Below are 16,767 nucleotides of genomic sequence, written 5' to 3' on the forward strand. Positions count from 1 at the left end.
TGTGGACGTGACTGGCCAGGATAACAACAGGTGTCGGTAAACGGAAAGACTGCCGGGCCGATGCCGGGGTTTACTCGACGATGGCGCAGTAGTTGACCTCGGCGGTCGTTGCTTCTTCCACCGTGGTGATGGGAAGCGTGATGCGCTGGGTGCGGCCATCGTCGGGGTCGACGGTGTGCGACGCGATGCCCACCTCCGCGAAGCTCGTGGTCATGGCGCGCACCACGCATTCGACGGGCTCGTCGGCGTAGACGTGGACGTCAAACGTGATCTCCGCCTCAGTGGGGGATTGGATGTCGTAACCCACCGTCTTCCAGCGCGCATCCTGGTCCGCCTGGCCGAGCGCGAACCACGCCGTCACCGCGGTCAAGGCCGCAAGCCCAGCGATCACCCATGCCCAGCCGGCCTTTGAGAGCCGGGGAGTGGCGCCCGAGGTCTCTTCCTCGATGGGCTGCTGGTGCTGTGCATCGCTCATGATGAGGCAGGATAGTTCACTACGAGGAGGCTCATTGTGACCAGTTTTGCCGGAGGACCCGGGTTCGCAGCGTTTGTGGCGACATTCCTGCTGGTAGGTGCCGCGATCGTACTTTTCCTGTCGCTGTCCAAGCACCTACGCAAGGTGCGCACCCACCCTCCACACGAGTCCGCTGCGGTGGATGCCGGCGCGGACGGTGCGGTTCAGGCGATGGAATCTGAAGGCTCGGCCGGATCGATGCTTGAGTCAGACGTTGAAGACCACAAGGGTGATGGCGGCGAAGTGGCACAGGAACCCCGCGATCGTTAACGCGTGAAAGATCTCGTGGAACCCGAAGTACTTGGTTGATCCGCGAGGCCACTTGAAGCCGTAGATCACTGCGCCCACGGTGTAGCACAGGCCGCCGATGATAATCAGGGTGACGACCGCGGCTCCACCCGCTTGGTAGAACGGGCCAATGAAGCCCACGGCCACCCATCCCAGAGCCACGTAGAGCGGGACGTAGAGCCATCTCGGTGCACTCAGCCAGAAGATGCGCAACAGCATGCCGACCAAAGCGCCAGTCCACACCACGATGAGCACGATGGTGCGCGTGGTGCCGTCGAGCAGCAGCACGGTCAGCGGCGTGTAGGTACCCGCAATGATGAGGAAGATGTTGGCGTGGTCCATGCGCCGCAGAACTGCGGTGGCCTTAGGTGACCAGTTGCCGCGGTGGTAGACCGCCGAGGTGCCGAAGAGTTGCACTGCGGTGAGCGTGAAGATCGCCGTAGAGATGCGGCCTTCGAGCGTGGGGGCGAACACTACGAGCACCATGCCGGCGACTAGAGCGAGGGGCGCGGCCCCCAAGTGAAGCCATCCACGCAGCAGCGGCTTAGCCGGGTCGGGGAGGTTCTCTGCCATAAACCTACGATACCGTAGGTTATCCCGTCGGGGTACCGTAGTCCCAGCCGGATTCGCCGATGGAGAGGACAGCACGTGGGCCTGCGCGATCTGCTGTATCGCAAGTATGAACGCGACATTGAGCGGGATCTGCGTAGCGACGGAAACGTCCCACGTCACATTGGCGTCATTCTCGATGGAAACCGCCGCTGGGCAAAGCAGTCGGGCATATCGGCCGCTGACGGCCACCGTCGCGGAGCTGACAAGATTTCCGACCTCCTTGAATGGTCCTCCGATGCCGGAGTCGAGGTCGTGACGCTGTGGATGCTCTCCACCGATAACCTCTCACGCCCGCCAGAAGAGCTCGAACCCCTGCTCGACATCATCTGCACCGCGACCGAGCGCCTAGCCGCGGACGGCCGCTGGCGCATTCAGCACGTGGGGTCGTCGGAACTGCTGCCGCGAGAGACCGCGGACCGCCTGGAGGCGGCGGTGAAGACTTCTGAGGCCAACACCGGTTTGCACGTGAACGTGGCGGTTGGCTACGGAGGCCGCCACGAGATCGCCGATGCCGTGCGTGCCTACCTGCGCGAAGGCGATGTCGCGGGCAAGTCGCTTGAGGACCTGGCGTCCACGTTCTCTGTCGAGCACATCGGCGCGCACCTGTACACAAAGGGCCAGCCGGATCCTGACCTGCTCATCCGGACATCGGGCGAGCAGCGGCTATCCGGCTTCCTCCTGTGGCAGTCCGCACACACCGAGTTCTACTTCTGCGATGCCTACTGGCCGGACTTCCGTCACGTGGACTTCTTGCGCGCATTGCGTGCCTACTCCCAGCGCGAGCGCAGACTAGGCCGCTGAGGCGAGAGCCCAGCCGCAGCATCGGCCCTCAGCCAGCCCCAGCATCGTCCCTGCCCCAGTAGGGGGTTTGGGTCACTTTTGGGCGAAATGTGACTCAAACCCCCTACTGAAGCGCGCCCCCCGTACCCCCGCGCCCGGGCGTGTGACGAACAGATGAAATGTGGCGTGTCGCGCTCGACACACCCGTAGGCAGGCGTAGCGTCACACACGTGGGAAACCAACTCACCTGCACTGTCCAAGTGCGGGAATGACATCGATCGCCGTGGAGCGATCGGCGCTCCGCGGCCTGACCCCGGGAGCGCTACGTGACCACGATCGAGACTGACACCACCCCCTCCATCAACGCTGAGATGAAGACCGAGCTCCGCACCTTTGTGTTGGACACCTCCGTCCTCCTCTCGGATCCACGAGCGCTGAAGCGCTTCGCCGAACACAGCGTCGTGCTCCCGGTGGTGGTGATCACGGAGTTGGAGGCCAAGCGCCACCACCCCGAGTTGGGATACTTTGCCCGCTCGGCGCTGAGGATGCTCGACGAGATGCGCGTCAAGCACGGCAAACTCGACGAACCCGTACCCGCGAATGAGACCGGCGGCACGCTCCGCGTCGAGCTCAATCACACGGACCAGTCGGTGCTACCCAGTGGCTTCCGCCTGGGCGACAACGACACCCGCATCCTGACGGTCGCAGCCAACCTCAAGGCAGAGGGACACCAGGTCGTCGTGGTCTCGAAGGACCTGCCGATGCGCGTGAAGGCGTCCGCGCTGGGTATCGAGGCCGAGGAGTACAAGGCGGAACTCGCTGTTGACTCTGGCTGGACCGGAATGCGAGAGATTCAGCTCGCCGACGAGAAGATGTCGGAGCTGTACGACGCCGAGCGCTTGCCTGCGCTTGAAGCGGCGGAATGCGGCGAGGACCTCGCCACCCTTCCCGTCCACACCGGACTGGTCATTCAGTCCCCGCGCGGCTCGGCGCTTGGTCGCGTCGATGACCGTGGCGGTGTGCGACTGGTCCGCGGCGACCAGGAGGTTTTCGGAGTCCACGGGCGCTCGGCGGAGCAGCGCATCGCGATCGACCTGCTGCTCGATGAGACGGTCGGGATCGTGTCCATGGGTGGCCGGGCCGGAACCGGCAAGAGCGCCCTGGCGCTGTGCGCGGGCCTGGAAGCAGTCATGGAGCGCCGTCAGCACAAGAAGATCATGGTCTTCCGCCCGCTGTACGCCGTGGGCGGCCAGGACCTGGGCTACCTGCCCGGTTCCGAGACCGAGAAGATGAACCCCTGGGCTCAGGCGGTCTTCGACACGCTCGGCGCAATGGTGTCCTCAGAGGTTGTTGAGGAGGTCATGGCCCGCGGAATGCTCGAGGTCCTGCCGCTGACTCACATCCGCGGCCGCTCGCTCCACGACGCCTTCGTGATTGTGGACGAGGCGCAGTCGCTCGAGCGCAACGTGCTGCTGACGATGCTGAGCCGCATTGGCCAGGACTCGCGCGTCATCCTCACGCACGATGTTGCCCAGCGCGACAACCTGCGCGTGGGACGCCACGACGGCATCGCCGCGGTGATCGAGGCGCTCAAGGGCCACGACCTCTTCGCCCACGTCACTCTGGAGCGCTCGGAGCGTTCCGCGGTCGCCGCGCTGGTGACCGACATGCTCGAGAGGCTCGACCTGTAGCACCCCGCCTGAGCCACGTACAAAGGCGAGGGCCGATGCCAGCGTTACCGCGGCATTGGCCCTCGCCTTTTGTCTTGTGCTGCTGGTTACAGCCCCACCTCTTGCAGGAAGGGCTCGAGCTCGATCCAGTTGACCTCATCGGGACGGGACTCGTCCCAGATTTCCGCGTAGCGGGCCTGCTGCTCGGGCGTCATGGCGAGCCACTTCTTGAGGCGTTCTTCCTGGTTGAAATGCCAGTAGCCGACGATCCGGTAGAAGCTGTGGTGACGCATCCAGTAGGTGCGGATGTGCTTGCGTGCGGCGCGCGAGGCGCTGGTCTCACACGCGACCCAGATGTAGGTGTCGTCGCTGGGCTCGTCGAGGCTCTCCATGCGCGCCACGATCTCGCACAGGGCCCGGCCGTTGCCGGCCACGACCCAGGTGACGTCAACGTCTGCGGCGGAAGCCAGCTCGATCTCATCGGCGGCGTCGAGCACCTCGATGAACACCTGAAATGACTCGTCCTCCGAGGCTTCCTCGAGGATGCGCGCCACTGCAGGGATGCCGGTCGCGTCGGCGAACAGCATGCGCTTGGTGGTGCCCTCGGGTGGACCGTAGTAGCCGCGGGCGCCGCTCACCGCGACAACCTGGCCCACCTGACAGTCGCGCGCCCAGGACGCACCCAGGCCATGACCGTGCGTGACCACGTCGACCAGCATGGTCTGCGCTGCCGGATCCCAGCGGCGGATCGTGTAGTGCCGGGCGATGACGTGATCGTCCTCCCAGCCGTCCGCAGCATCGGGGCCGGGAATGTGGATGTGGACAAACTCATCGGGTTTGCCGGTGCTTTCCCACTCGCGCAAGGAGTCGCCGGCGAGGGTGACGCGGCGGAGGTTGGGTGACAGGTCACGGGCGTCAACGACGCTCACGCGGTACGAGTCGGTCATGGTCACTCCTTCACTGCTGGGGGGAGGGCCGATGCTGTGGTTGCCGGAGCGGGGCATCGATCCCTTGGGCGGGAGGCGCCGAGCGAAGCCGGCGCCTCCCAAGTGGTTAGGAACCTGCGGTGGCGTCGGCGTACTCGACGACCTCGGTGGCGGGGTCGCCATCGAGAGCCTGCTCGAGCATCGGCACGAACGCCGCAAGCGAGTACTCAATTGCCGAGGGGGAGTTCGCGAAGAAAGCGCCCTCGAGGGTCGGGTCGGTGAGCCAGACGTTGCCGCCGGTCTCCGTGGTGTTCAGCGAGTCGAACAGCGGCAGCTCCTGGAGGGAATCCACTGCGCTCGGGTCAGTGGCGACCTGCCACACGACCGAGTCGAGGTCGCCCAGGACGTCGAGCTGCTCGGCGCTGATCTGCAGCCATGCCTCATCGGCGCCCTCGATCGAGGAGGTGTTGAGGCCGAGGTTCGCGAGGAACTGGTTGCGGGTGTCGTTGGCCGCGTACACGTACGCCTGGCCCTCGTAGTAACCGCCGACCTGCGAGGTGAGGCCTTCCCACTCGGGGTGCGCTTCGCGGACCTCGGTGAACTGTGCGTCGATGTCGGCGATGATCTCTTCGGCCTTGTCGGTGGTGCCGGTGGCCTGCGCGAGGAGGGTGAGCTCGTCGGCCAGGGACACGCCCCACTCGACGGTCTCGTTGCCCTCGGAGTCCGTTGCAGGACGGGTCACCACAGGGGCGATGCCGGACAGCAGGTCGTACTCTTCCTGCGTCATGGTGTGGCCCGGGTAGGTCGCGACGATCAGGTCGGGGGAGAAGGCCGCGATAGCTTCGGCGTCATAGGTGGTTGCGCCGGGCTCGAAGGTCTCGGGCTCAGCGCCAGCTGCGATGCGGTCCTCTTCGGCCCAGGGGCCGGTGCCGTTGTCGTAGCCCTGCCAGGAGACAGGCACGGCGACCGGGGCGACGCCCAGCGCGTAGAGGTACTCGTGCTCGTGAGAGCCGAGCGTCACGATGCTCTGTGGCTCGGACTCGATGGTGACCTCACCCATGGTGGTGTCAAGAGTCACGGGGAAGCCTGCCGACTCGGAAGCCTCTGCTTCGTCAGTGGCGGCGGCGGTGGCTTCTGCGGACTCTTCAGTCTCGGACGAGTCCGACGACGAGCATGCCGCGAGGGTGAGTGCGGCAACCGCGGTCATCGACACGGCGGCCAGGCGGCGCGAGGTGCGCAGCTTCATGGGGTTCTCCTTGAGTAGTGGGGTCTTGAAGGGTCAGGACGAATGGGTGGTGAGCACGAGGTGCTCGACGAGGCAGGCTCCGTAGGCCGCGGTGGCGGCCTCATCGAGCTGCTGGGAGGTGTGGGTGCCGGACTGATCGCGCAGTGCGACGACGGAGAGCCCGAGGTCTGCGTCATCGCGCACCAGAGCCTGGAGGGGGGCCGCAGTGTGCCCCGACGCGCGCAGGCAGGCGACGGTGGGTTTGGCGGGCATGGGCGAGACGAACCAGCGCACACCGTCGCGGTGCGCAAAGCCGGTGGTGGGGTCGATGCCGTCGACCATGAGTGCGCGGGCGAAGTCTTCACTGCGGGCATGGTGTTCGAGGACGAGCTCGCGGAACGCATCCGAGCACAGGTGGGCGTCCTCGTGCGCGCCGACCACGATGGCGTCGCCGTCGACCGTTGTGACGCGCGCGACCAGGCCGGGGACAGCGGCCACGAGGGCGGCGGCGGAACGCAACTGAGGGGACGTGACGCTCATTTGGTGCCTCCTGGACCGTGGGCGGGGACGACGATGGGCGTGCCGGTCACGGGGTCCGGGAGCACGCGCGCATCGAGGTGGAAGACGTCGCGGATGAGGTCCTCGGTGAAGACCTCGGTGGGGTCGCCTGCCGCGGCGACTTCGCCGTCGCTCATGGCGATGACGTGGTGCGCGTAGCGGGCCGCTTGGTGCAGGTCGTGGACCACCATGACGATAGTGCGGGCCTGACGCTGGTTGAGCCGGTGCAGGAGGTCGAGGACCTCGTACTGGTGAGAGATGTCCAGGTACGTGGTGGGCTCATCCAGGAGCATGAGCGGCGTGTCCTGTGCGAGGGACATCGCGATCCACGCGCGCTGGCGCTGTCCGCCGGAGAGCTCGTCGACCACTGAGTCTTGAATCGACGTGAGGTTCGTCGAGTGCAGGGCACTGAGGACAGCCGTCTCATCCGTGCTGGACCATGGGCGCAGCACCTTCTGATGGGGCGTGCGGCCGCGAGCGACGAGTTCTTTGACCGTGATGCCAGCGGGCGCGTTGGGTGCCTGGGGAAGGAGGCCGATGCGGCGGGCGACTTCGCGGGTACCCACCGTGTGGATGTTGACGCCATCGAGGATGACGGACCCGGACGTGGGCGGCAGCAGCCGGACGAGGGCCCGCAGGAGCGTCGACTTGCCACAGCCGTTGGGGCCCACGATCGCGGTGATCTTGCCGTCAGGGACGGAGACGTTGACGCCGCGGACGATGGGCTGGTCGCCGTAGCCAATGAAGGCTTGCTTGGCCTCGAGTCTGCTCATGAGGGACCTCCTCTGGATGCGCGCCACACCAGCCACAGCAGGTACGGGGCGCCAATGGCGGCGGTGAAGATACCCACGGGGAATTGCAGATCGGCGGGCATCAGTTGGGACATTTGGTCGGCGACGAGGAGCAACAGTGCTCCCATGAGCGCCGATGGGATGAGGGTGACGCCAGCGCTGCGCGTGAGGCGTAGTGCTAGTGCTGGGGCGACGAGTGCAATGAATCCGATGGGGCCGGTGACGGCGGTCGCGGCCGCGGCGAGCAACACCGAACTGACGGCGAGAATCGCACGCGATGCGGTCACGGGGATACCAAGGGCGCGGGCGGTGTCCTCGCCCATCTCCATGGTCCTCAGCGCGCGGCCGTTCCACAGGATGATCGGAACGAGCACGGCGAGCACTGTGGCGGAGACAGTGACGTGCGTCCACGTCCGCCCGGTGGTGGAACCGACGAGCCATCCCAGCGCGGTGCCGGCGTCGTGGACGTCCATGCGGGTGAGCAGGTACTGCGTGGTGGACTGGGCGACAAAGCCGATGCCGATTCCCGCGAGGATGAGCCGGAGCGGAACAATGCCGCGGCGCCACGACAGCGCCAAGATGATGGCCGCCGTCACGAGCGCACCCACGGTGGCGCCGGCGGCGATGATCCACAGCGACGTGGTCGCGACCAAGAACATCGTGAGAATGGCGCCGGTGCCAGCGCCCATCGTGATGCCGATGAAGTCGGGGGACGCGAGGGGGTTACGGGTCAGCGATTGCAGGATCGCGCCGGACAGCCCGAGCGTGGCGCCCACGAGGATTGCGGTGAACGCACGCGGCGCACGCACCTGGCCCACGATGAAGTCGCCAGGGGAGCCAACGGGGATCCCGACCGCTGCCTTAAGGGAGTCGATGACGGTGATGTCCGCCTTGCCGACCGACAGCGCAAAGAGGAAGACTCCGAAGAGCGCGGCGGTCATGACGAGGCCGACCACGAAGGTCCGGCGGTGCGTCGTGATGCCGAGGGCGCCCATGCGAAGGGTCTTGGTGGTCACAGCTCCACCACCTTCATGCGGCGGGCCATGAGCGCGAAGATCAGTCCACCGATGAACGCGGTCGTAATGCCGACGCCAATTTCGGAGGGGCGCGCGACGACGCGACCGATGACGTCACAGACTAGAACGAGCGCGGCACCGCCAAGTCCGCTCACGACGAGCAGCCACGGCAAGGAAGCGCCAACCAGGGCGCGGGCGAGATGTGGCACGGCGAGTCCGACGAAGACGATGGGCCCGGCAGCCGCCGTGGCAGATGCGGCGAGCAGTGTGACCACGACGATGATGATGGCGCGAATGACGGAGATGTTGATGCCGAGGGCGCGAGCGGCGTCTTCGCCAAGTCCGACGGCCTGCAGTTGGCGGGACACCAGCAGCGCCACGGCCACCGCAATGACGACGATGGGGACCAAAGTTGCGACGTCTTCGCTTTGACGTCCCGTGAGTGAGCCCGCAACCCATAGGCGGTACTGGTCGAGGGTGGCGTCGTCGACGAGGAGAACGGCGTTGATGATCGACGTGATCAGGGCGGTCAGCGCAACACCGGCGAGCGCCAGGCGCACGGGCGCGCCGGCTGCCGCACCACGAGCGCCGATGGCGTAGACGAGGGCAGCCGCGATTCCGGCGCCCACGAACGCGAGCGGCACCTGTGCCGCGAAGCCGGTGAGGCCTGCGGTCAGACCAATCACGACCGCGAGCGAAGCGCCCGCATTGATGCCGAGCAGACCCGGGTCTGCAAAGGGGTTGCGCGTGAGCGCCTGCATGAGCGCGCCAGCAATGCCGAGTGCGGCACCGGCGATGATCCCGATGACGGTTCGCGAGACGCGCAGATCGCGCACGATCAACTGCTCGGGGTCGTCCGGGTTGAAGTCGACGAGCGACTGCCACACCGTGGCCAGGTCGATGGTGCGGGAGCCGATGGCGAGCGAGAGCGCGATGGCGACGGCCAACACCGCGGCGGCGGCAATCGCGATCAGGGCGCGCCGAGGCATCGTGCTCCAATGTCAGTGGTTGTGGCGCACGTCAAGGTGCGCGGTGAGGCTCACCTAACCTAAACCACGAGAGGGCATTAAAGCAACGTCGACGTCAGGTTAATCGACAGGGCCGGTGGCGCTCGTCGCTCACGCGCGAGCTGGTACCAGCGGGGTTGTGCCAGGAGGGCCGATGCTCCGGTCGCGGATGCAGTCCGCGAACGTCAGGCGGTGCCGTGGGAGGTTGGCCAAGGGGAGTCGATCTCGTCTGCCGGGCAGGCGTCCTGCGGCATGTCCACGTCGATGCCGTAAAGCGCGCGGATTGCTCCCAGGTAGCGGTCTTCCTCGCCAGCCTGGGCAAGCTCACGCGCACGCACCGTAGGCGTGTGGAGCAACGTCTTGGCAAAGCGGCGCAGGGACTGTTCCACGGCATCGGCCTCAGCGACTGCTGCTTCGGAGGACCCGGCTGCCGGGCGCACGCGCCCCAGTTCCTTTTCGAGAATCCCGAAGACGTGCTCGCGCAGGGCGACCACTGCGGGATCGAGGGTGCGGGCGCTCTCCCCGTCGCCAAACCGGGCAACTGCGTGCGCGACGATGGCGCGTGCCGCCTCGATGGAGGACACCGACTCCTCAGGAGCTTGCGTTCCCACGGACTCGAGGTTGATGACGTGCACGCCGCGCATTTGCTCGACGCCGGGCGCTACATCGCGGTGAAGCGCAAGGTCCACGAGCGTGAGGTCGCGGGTGGCGTCGCCGCGTGCGGAGGACACCATGGTGGGGGTGAGGACGATCGACTCGCCGCCGGAACATGCGAGCACCACGTCGACGGAGCCGAGCGCTTCGCGGAGTCCTTCACCGTCGAGCGACTCAATGCCGTGACGGGCACCGAACTCGGCGCCGCGACCGGACGGCGAATACACGCCAACAATGTCGACACCGCGCGCCAGGAGCGAGCCCACGCCCGTCTCGGCAAGTGCGCCGGTGCCAATGACGAGCGCCTTGGCGCCGTTCCAGTTCACTGTCGCGCTGGCGAGGTCGAAGGCCACCGACACGACTGAGCGCCCAGAGGTACCCAGTCCGGTAGACGACGCGACGACACGGGATGTGCGCAACGCCGACTGGAACAGCCGGTCCAGACGCGGGGAGACATGCTGGCCGGCCTGCGCGTCGATGTGTGCGCGCCGCACCTGGCCGGAAATCTCGCGTTCTCCCACGACCATGGACTCGAGGCCCGTCGCGACGGACATGAGGTGGTGGACGGCGTCATCGCCTTCGTAAGTGGCAAGCGCCTGGGCGATCGCGTCGCGGTCCAAAGACGTGGTTTCGACGAGCGCATCGATCACCGCTTGGCGGCCCGCATCGGCGTCATCCGCTTCGAGGTACACCTCGAAGCGGTTGCACGTGGGCAGAACCACGGCACCGCTGATGGGGGATGTGCCCTCCACGATCGCGCTTCCCAACGACTCTGAACCAACACTGAGTTGCTCCAGGACGGTGAGATCGCGGTTGTGGTGACTGGCGACGAGTGACATCAATACCACCCCTCTATTCTGACATGCGCGCGGTTCAAGGCAGAATCGATGTATGACCGGTTCGTCACTTCCGTCCACCCACCCCCTCGCCTCGGGCACCACAGCCGCCTCTGCGCTGATCGCAGCCTTGCGCGGCGAGCAGCCGTCTCACCGTCCGGTGTGGTTTATGCGCCAGGCCGGCCGGTCGCTGCCGGAGTACCTCGAGGTGCGCGAGGGCACCACCATGCTGGAGTCGTGTCTTACCCCGGCGCTCGCGGCGGAAATCACGATGCAGCCGGTCCGTCGCTACGGCGTTGACGCGGCGATCTTCTTCTCCGACATCGTGGTGCCGATGCGGATCGCGGGTGTGGGCGTCGAGATTGAGCCTGGGGTTGGACCCGTCTTTGACCGGCCCATCCGTTCTATGGCCGATGTCGAAGCACTTCCAGCACTCGGTGACACCGGCGATGGGGGAGCCTTTGACCAGGGCCTGGAGCCTATCCGTGAGGCCGTGCAGCTCACCGTCGCGCAGTTGGGCGAGACGCCACTCATTGGCTTTGCCGGTGCACCCTTCACCCTGGCCGCGTACATGGTGCAGGGCCGCCCCTCGCGCGACCACATGGCCGCCCGGGAGTTGATGTGGGCGCAGCCCGAGGTGTGGGAGGCACTCGTCTCCTGGACCTCACGCGCGGCAGGCCTGTTCCTGCGCGCGCAGGTGTTGGCCGGTGCCTCCGCGGTGCAGTTGTTCGACTCGTGGGCTGGCTCCCTGTCGGAGGCAACCTACGTCGAGAAGTGTGCAGGCGGGTCCCGTGCGGCGCTCATGGCCGTGGCTGACCTCGACGTGCCGCGCATTCACTTTGCCGCCAATGCCGGCCACTTGCTCGACCCCATGGGTGCCGCGGGTGCGACGGCGCTGGGCGTCGACTACCGGACTCCCTTGGACCAGGCCGTCCGCGCCACGGGAGGACGGTTCCCGCTGCAGGGCAACATCGACCCCGCAATGCTCGGCGCGCCCGCGGACGCCCTGGAACGACACGTACAGCAGGTCCTTGATCGAGGCAGCGAGGCGCCCGGTCACGTCGTCAACCTTGGCCACGGGATGCCGCCGCACGCGGACCCGGCAGTGGTAAAGCGCGTCGTGGAGCAGGTGCACGAGCGTGGCTGAGCGCCGCAATTGGCTCGTGATCGGCGCGGGCCCGGCGGGTCTGCTTGCCGCACGCCGCCTGGCGAAGGCCGGTCACGACGTGCGCATCCTCGAAGCAGAGGACGAGCCAGGCGGCCGGGTTTCGCGTATCCGCGTCGACGGGCTCGACATGGACGCCGGCGCCGAGTCTTTCGCGACCCGTGGCGGTTACGTCGAGGAACTAGCGCGGGAGCTGGGCCTGGGCGAACGGCTGGTGACGCCGGCGGGCGGGCCTGCGTGGATTGTCAGTGAAGAGCGGTCGTTTGCGATGCCGAAGGCCGGTTGGCTCGGCGTGCCGACGTCGTCGCTTGCCCCGGACGTGATCAAGGCTCTGGGCTTGTCCGGCGCGTTGCGTGCCGCCGTCGAGCGCTTCATGCCTCCGGAGGACGTCGCTCCCGATGACTCCTTGGGCAAGGTTGCCCGGCGCCGCCTCGGCGACGCCGCGGTGGACCGACTCATCCAGCCGGTCGTGAGCGGGATCTTCTCCCGTCCGGTCGATGACCTGCGGATCGATGCCGCGGCGTCGGGATTCGCCGCCGAGGTCTCCGAGATGGGGCTCGTGCGAGCGGCCGCGCATCGCAGGTCGGTTGCCCCAGCGGGTTCCGCAGTGATGGGTATCGACGGCGGGATCTTCGTGCTCACCCAGGCACTTGCGGCCGATGCCCGGGCTCACGGGGTGCGGATCGAGACCGAGCAGGTGGTCACCGCGCTCACCCGGAAGGATTCGCAGTGGGAGGTCTACACCGAGACCGAAAAGTGGAGTGCGGACGAGGTTGTCGTCGCAGCGCCCCGACCGGTTGCTGCAGCCCTGGTGCCGCAACTTGAGCGAGCTCCCGATAAGCAGGTTGCGCTGGTGACATTGTCGCTTGACGCTCCCGAGCTCGATTCGCAGCCGCGTGGGTCCGGCGTCCTGGCCGTGGGAGATGTGACGCGCGCTAAGGCGCTCACGCATGCCAACGCGAAATGGGCGTGGGTGGCGCGCGAGGCTCCCACGCGCAACCTGGTGCGCCTGTCCTACAACGTCAGTTCTCGCGAGGACCTCAGCGGGTACGCGGTGGCCGATGCCTCGCGGCTGCTGGGCGTGAAGCTCCACGACAAGCAGGTGCGGGACCTCGTGCAGGTGACGTGGCACGACGCCGCTCCCACACGCGCAGGCGACCGTGAACCGGCGCCCGGTCTGCACCTCGTCGGAGCGGCGGCAGGCTTCTCGGGGCTGGCGGCGATCGTGGACGACGACGCGCGCTCGACGTTGGGCGAGTGATTCCGGGCATTTCCACCCGGGACCAAAGTCCCACACGTGACCCGCTTCACGGGGCTGAACCCCAGCATCGGCCCTGCTGGCAAGGTGAATTCGCGGTGTGCGATTTCCGCCGCGCGCCGCTGCGGGTGACAATGGAGACATGAGCGATCAGCCGCATGGATTCACCCTGTTCTCCGTCCTCGATGGTTTCCTGGATGCTCCCGATGAGGAGCTCGCAGAAGTCGTCGAACACTTTGATGCAGCAGTTGAAGAATTGACCGAGCATGACGTGGTCCTGCGCGGCATCTACGACGTCTCTGGCATGCGTGCCGACGGCACCGTCATGCTGTGGCTCCACGGCCCCGACCTCGCCGACCTGCAGCTCGCACTGCGTGAGCTCCGCGCGACGGAACTGCTCGCCGACACCAAGCTGACGTGGTCTGCCGCCGGCGTCCACCGTCCTGCGGAATTCAACAAGGCTCACGTGCCGGGCTTCCTGCGGGGCGAGCGCGCCCGCGACTGGATGACCGTCTACCCGTTTGTGCGCTCGTACGACTGGTACCTGCTGCCCGAAGCGGAGCGCTCCGCGATGTTGCGCGACCACGGCATGAAGGGCGCCGCCTACAAGGGCGTCGTTGCGAATACCGTCAGCGCCTTCGCCCTGGGTGACTACGAATGGCTCCTGCCCATGGAAGCTGACGACGTGCTCGACCTCGTCGACATGATGCGAGCCCTGCGCGACACCGAAGCGCGCCGCCACGTCCGCGAAGAAGTGCCGTTCTACACGGGCCGGAGGATTGAGACCGCGGAGGCTGTGGAGGTGCTGGCATCGTGACCGACGCACAGCCCACGCTGGCCGCCGCGCAGCGCGCACTCGACGCCGAGACCTATGACTGCATCCTGCTTGCCGGCTTTGGCGGGCCAGAGGGACAAGACGACGTCATCCCGTACCTGCGCAACGTCACGCGCGGCCGCGGAGTGCCCGATGAGCGCCTCGAAGAGGTCGCCCACCACTATCGCCACTTTGGTGGCATTAGCCCCATCAATCAGCAGAACCGCGACCTCAAGACAGCACTGGAGACCGAGATCGCCAAGCGCGGCCTCGAGCTCCCGGTGTACTGGGGAAATCGCTTCTGGGCCCCGTACTTCGCGGATGTGCTCAAGGAACTTCACGCCGATGGCCACCGCAAGGTGCTCGTCCTCGTCACCACCGCCTTCTCGTCGTACTCGGGCTGCCGCGCCTACCGCGAAGACCTCGCGACGGCCCTTGACGAGACCGGCCTGACCGATGACCTGCGGCTGGACAAGGTGCGGCAGTACTTCGATCACCCTGGCTTCGTGAAGCCCAACATCGATGCAGTCCGGTCGGGGCTGCGCGAACTCCAAGTCGCAGGCAAGAGCGAGAACGCGCACGTTATGTTCGCGACGCACTCGATTCCCTCTGTGGCTGCCGACGGCTCCGGACCTCGCGAGACACGCCCCGATGGCACGCCCGTTCCCACCGATGGCGGTGACGAGTGGTACGCCGGCGGCGGTTGGTACGTCGAGCAGCAGCGCGCGGTTTCTGCGCTCGTGATGGATGCCGTCGCCGACGAGTTCCCTGATGTGCCCTGGACCCTCGTGTTCCAGTCACGCTCCGGTGACCCCCGCACGCCGTGGCTCGAGCCCGACATCAACGACGCGATCAACGCACTCGACGACTCCGTCTCCGGCCTTGTCGTGTCGCCCATCGGCTTTGTGTCTGACCACATGGAAGTCGCCTGGGATCTCGACAACGAGGCACTGGAGACCTGCGAGGAGCGCGGCCTGGCTATGGTGCGCGTTCCCACGGTGGGTGTTGACCCGCAGTTTGTGTCGGGCCTGATTGACCTGGTCGAGGAGCGCCACGTTGTCGACGGTGGACAGCCGCGTCAGCGCGAAGCGCTCACCGACATTGGACCGTGGCAGGACGTGTGCCCCGCGGACTGCTGTCTGACACGTAGCCCCAAGGCCACTATTGCTTCAGCCGCAGCCGACGGGGGAGTGGGCGCCTAAGGTAACCCGGGCATCGGCCCTCGTCCTGATTCTCAGGCGCGGGGTCGATGTCACCTACTGAATTGCCACCATGCAGTCGGCGAGGATCTCGCTGTCTGCGTCGGTGTTGAGGCCGCTCATCTCAGCGGAGTCGGTGACCATCGACTCGGTCTCCGTCGCGGACACTGGTGTGAGCGCGGGGGACGGCGTCGCGGCCGTCACGACATTGCTCACTTCGTGTGCGGTGTCGGAGGACTGGGCCTGGGGATCGTCAGCCATGGTGTCCCCGGTTCCCGTGCTGGGGCTCGGCGACGCGGAGGGCTCCACGCCAGTCACGACGGTGAGGGGCTCGTCATTGGCGAGCTGCTCCCACATCTCGGTCGCGGCGGGCTCGTCCCACAGCACGTCACCGGAGCCGTCGCCTGCGTAGCGCCACGGCACGGTCACGAAGTTTAGGTTGGCTGCATCAAAGCTGCGCAGCGAGTTCGCAAAGCCCACCAGGTTGTCGATCTTTCCCAGCTGCGCGTCCATTGAGACGGACTCGGCGCCCGCCTTGAGGAGCTGCGTGAGCTTGGGCAGGTCGGTGAGCACGTTGCTGTTCAAGGTCTTGGTCGCAAGATTGGTGAGCAGTTCTTGCTGGCGGTCAATGCGCGACAAGTCGGAACCGTCCCCGCCCAGTCCAGTACCGGTGCGGGCACGGGCAAACGCCAGTGCGGTCTCGCCGTCCAGAACCTGCGGTCCGGCGGCGAGCTCGAGGTTGGCCTTTGGCGAGCTCATGTCCTGCTCGATGCACATCGGCACGCCGTCCATGGCGTCCACCATGTCTTCGAAGCCTGCGAAGTCGACCATCACGAAGTGGCCGTTGGTGTCGACGCCAGTGAGGTCGTTGATGGTACGCATCACGCACGCGGCAGCCTCGCCGCGGTCGCCGTTGATGCCGCCGTTGGCAAGCGCCACGTTGAACTTGGCGGTCCAGCCCTTGACGGTGGAACCGTCGTACAGCTGGCAGTCGGAGATCTGGACGCGCGAGTCGCGGGGGATCGACACCACGTCGATGCGCTCGCGGTCGGCGGAGACGTGCAGAACCATCGTGGTGTCGCCGCGCATGCCGTCCGCGACATCGCCGCCGATGTCGGCGTTCTCGTCGTTGCGCTCGTCGGTTCCGATGAGGACGATGTTCACGGCTTGATCGGCCGCGAAGTCAGTGGGTACGTAGGCCTCTTCGACCGTGCCTTCTGTGCCGCTGGCCAGTTCCGCAACGTCGTAGCGGTCGATGGCGTTCTGGGTGTTGGCCCAGTACGCGGAGCCGAAGACCAGGCCGAAGCCGGCCACGGCAGTCACTGTGGAGAGGAAACCAACGAGGAACCCGCGGCTGGGCTTACGCGCTCCGTGACGGGCGCGCGACCGAGTGGTGCGAGTGCTCAAGTGGATCCTCCTGTGGCGCGCTTCACGCGCTGACGATAGTTCTCGCG

17 protein-coding genes are annotated in these 16,767 nt (G+C 66.6%); 7 read left to right on the forward strand and 10 right to left on the reverse strand.

The features are described from left to right. Positions 1–70 precede the first annotated feature (70 nt). Positions 71–475: a DUF4307 domain-containing protein gene (locus AOP74_RS07645; RefSeq protein ID WP_061961686.1), complete on the reverse strand. Its 405-nt coding sequence runs from the start codon at positions 473–475 to the stop codon at positions 71–73. Positions 476–511: 36 nt separating this feature from the next. Between AOP74_RS07645 and AOP74_RS07650 the strand changes: the two genes are divergently transcribed. Beyond that, positions 512–784, forward strand: a complete 273-nt coding sequence (locus AOP74_RS07650) for a hypothetical protein (protein ID WP_061961687.1) — start codon at positions 512–514, stop codon at positions 782–784. Here AOP74_RS07650 and trhA read toward each other — a convergent pair. Beyond that, a complete protein-coding gene (gene trhA / locus AOP74_RS07655) occupies positions 722–1,375 on the reverse strand; it encodes a PAQR family membrane homeostasis protein TrhA (RefSeq protein ID WP_061961688.1) in 654 nt (217 codons plus the stop codon). The two genes, AOP74_RS07650 and trhA, sit on opposite strands and share 63 nt — an antisense overlap. A gap of 75 nt (positions 1,376–1,450) precedes the next feature. Between trhA and AOP74_RS07660 the strand changes: the two genes are divergently transcribed. Both AOP74_RS07660 and phoH2 read left to right on the forward strand, forming a co-directional pair. Beyond that, positions 1,451–2,215 (forward strand): isoprenyl transferase, encoded by a 765-nt coding sequence (locus AOP74_RS07660; RefSeq protein ID WP_061961689.1) that lies wholly within the window; start codon positions 1,451–1,453, stop codon positions 2,213–2,215. A 350-nt stretch (positions 2,216–2,565) separates the two neighbouring features. Beyond that, entirely contained in the window at positions 2,566–3,885 is a 1,320-nt protein-coding gene (gene phoH2, locus AOP74_RS07665; RefSeq protein ID WP_061961957.1) for an RNA 5'-3' helicase PhoH2, read from the forward strand. 86 nt (positions 3,886–3,971) lie between these two features. On the opposite strand, the gene AOP74_RS07670 is transcribed toward phoH2, so the two are convergent. The 7 genes from AOP74_RS07670 to AOP74_RS07700 all read right to left on the reverse strand — a co-directional run bounded on the left by AOP74_RS07670 (position 3,972) and on the right by AOP74_RS07700 (position 10,880). After that, positions 3,972–4,811 (reverse strand): siderophore-interacting protein, encoded by an 840-nt coding sequence (locus tag AOP74_RS07670; protein ID WP_061961690.1) that lies wholly within the window; start codon positions 4,809–4,811, stop codon positions 3,972–3,974. A gap of 106 nt (positions 4,812–4,917) precedes the next feature. Further along, positions 4,918–6,036, reverse strand: coding sequence for an ABC transporter substrate-binding protein (locus AOP74_RS07675; RefSeq protein ID WP_061961691.1), 1,119 nt, complete (start codon positions 6,034–6,036; stop codon positions 4,918–4,920). Between the two features lie 33 nt (positions 6,037–6,069). After that, a complete protein-coding gene (locus AOP74_RS07680) occupies positions 6,070–6,555 on the reverse strand; it encodes a hypothetical protein (protein ID WP_061961692.1) in 486 nt (161 codons plus the stop codon). After that, a complete protein-coding gene (locus tag AOP74_RS07685; protein ID WP_061961693.1) occupies positions 6,552–7,346 on the reverse strand; it encodes an ABC transporter ATP-binding protein in 795 nt (264 codons plus the stop codon). Before AOP74_RS07685 ends, AOP74_RS07680 begins: the two co-directional genes overlap by 4 nt. Beyond that, entirely contained in the window at positions 7,343–8,380 is a 1,038-nt protein-coding gene (locus AOP74_RS07690) for a FecCD family ABC transporter permease (protein WP_061961694.1), read from the reverse strand. The genes AOP74_RS07685 and AOP74_RS07690 overlap by 4 nt, the downstream gene beginning before the upstream one ends. Continuing rightward, entirely contained in the window at positions 8,377–9,369 is a 993-nt protein-coding gene (locus tag AOP74_RS07695) for a FecCD family ABC transporter permease (RefSeq protein WP_061961695.1), read from the reverse strand. Before AOP74_RS07695 ends, AOP74_RS07690 begins: the two co-directional genes overlap by 4 nt. 203 nt (positions 9,370–9,572) lie before the next feature. Beyond that, positions 9,573–10,880 carry a glutamyl-tRNA reductase gene (locus tag AOP74_RS07700; RefSeq protein ID WP_061961696.1) on the reverse strand — a complete coding sequence of 436 codons (1,308 nt, stop codon included), beginning with the start codon at positions 10,878–10,880 and terminating at the stop codon, positions 9,573–9,575. A 52-nt stretch (positions 10,881–10,932) separates the two neighbouring features. On the opposite strand from AOP74_RS07700, the gene hemE reads away from it, so the two are divergent. The 4 genes from hemE (at position 10,933) to AOP74_RS07720 (ending at position 15,316) form a co-directional block, all read left to right on the forward strand. Then, positions 10,933–12,024, forward strand: a complete 1,092-nt coding sequence (gene hemE / locus AOP74_RS07705) for a uroporphyrinogen decarboxylase (RefSeq protein ID WP_061961697.1) — start codon at positions 10,933–10,935, stop codon at positions 12,022–12,024. Beyond that, positions 12,017–13,303: a protoporphyrinogen/coproporphyrinogen oxidase gene (locus AOP74_RS07710; RefSeq protein WP_061961698.1), complete on the forward strand. Its 1,287-nt coding sequence runs from the start codon at positions 12,017–12,019 to the stop codon at positions 13,301–13,303. The genes hemE and AOP74_RS07710 overlap by 8 nt, the downstream gene beginning before the upstream one ends. Before the next feature lie 139 nt (positions 13,304–13,442). After that, positions 13,443–14,117 (forward strand): hydrogen peroxide-dependent heme synthase, encoded by a 675-nt coding sequence (gene hemQ, locus AOP74_RS07715; RefSeq protein WP_061961699.1) that lies wholly within the window; start codon positions 13,443–13,445, stop codon positions 14,115–14,117. Next, complete coding sequence (locus AOP74_RS07720; protein WP_236683754.1) at positions 14,114–15,316, forward strand: ferrochelatase; 1,203 nt, start codon at positions 14,114–14,116, stop codon at positions 15,314–15,316. The genes hemQ and AOP74_RS07720 overlap by 4 nt, the downstream gene beginning before the upstream one ends. A 54-nt stretch (positions 15,317–15,370) precedes the next feature. Here the strand turns inward: AOP74_RS07720 and AOP74_RS07725 are convergent, their stop codons facing one another. Next, the gene (locus AOP74_RS07725) at positions 15,371–16,720 is read right to left on the reverse strand and encodes an LCP family protein (protein WP_061961701.1); all 1,350 of its coding nucleotides are present in this window, start codon (positions 16,718–16,720) and stop codon (positions 15,371–15,373) included. Between the last annotated feature and the right edge of the window lie 47 nt (positions 16,721–16,767).

This window comes from Demequina flava (assembly GCF_000975035.1).
Taxonomy (GTDB): Bacteria; Actinomycetota; Actinomycetes; order Actinomycetales; family Demequinaceae; genus Demequina; species Demequina flava.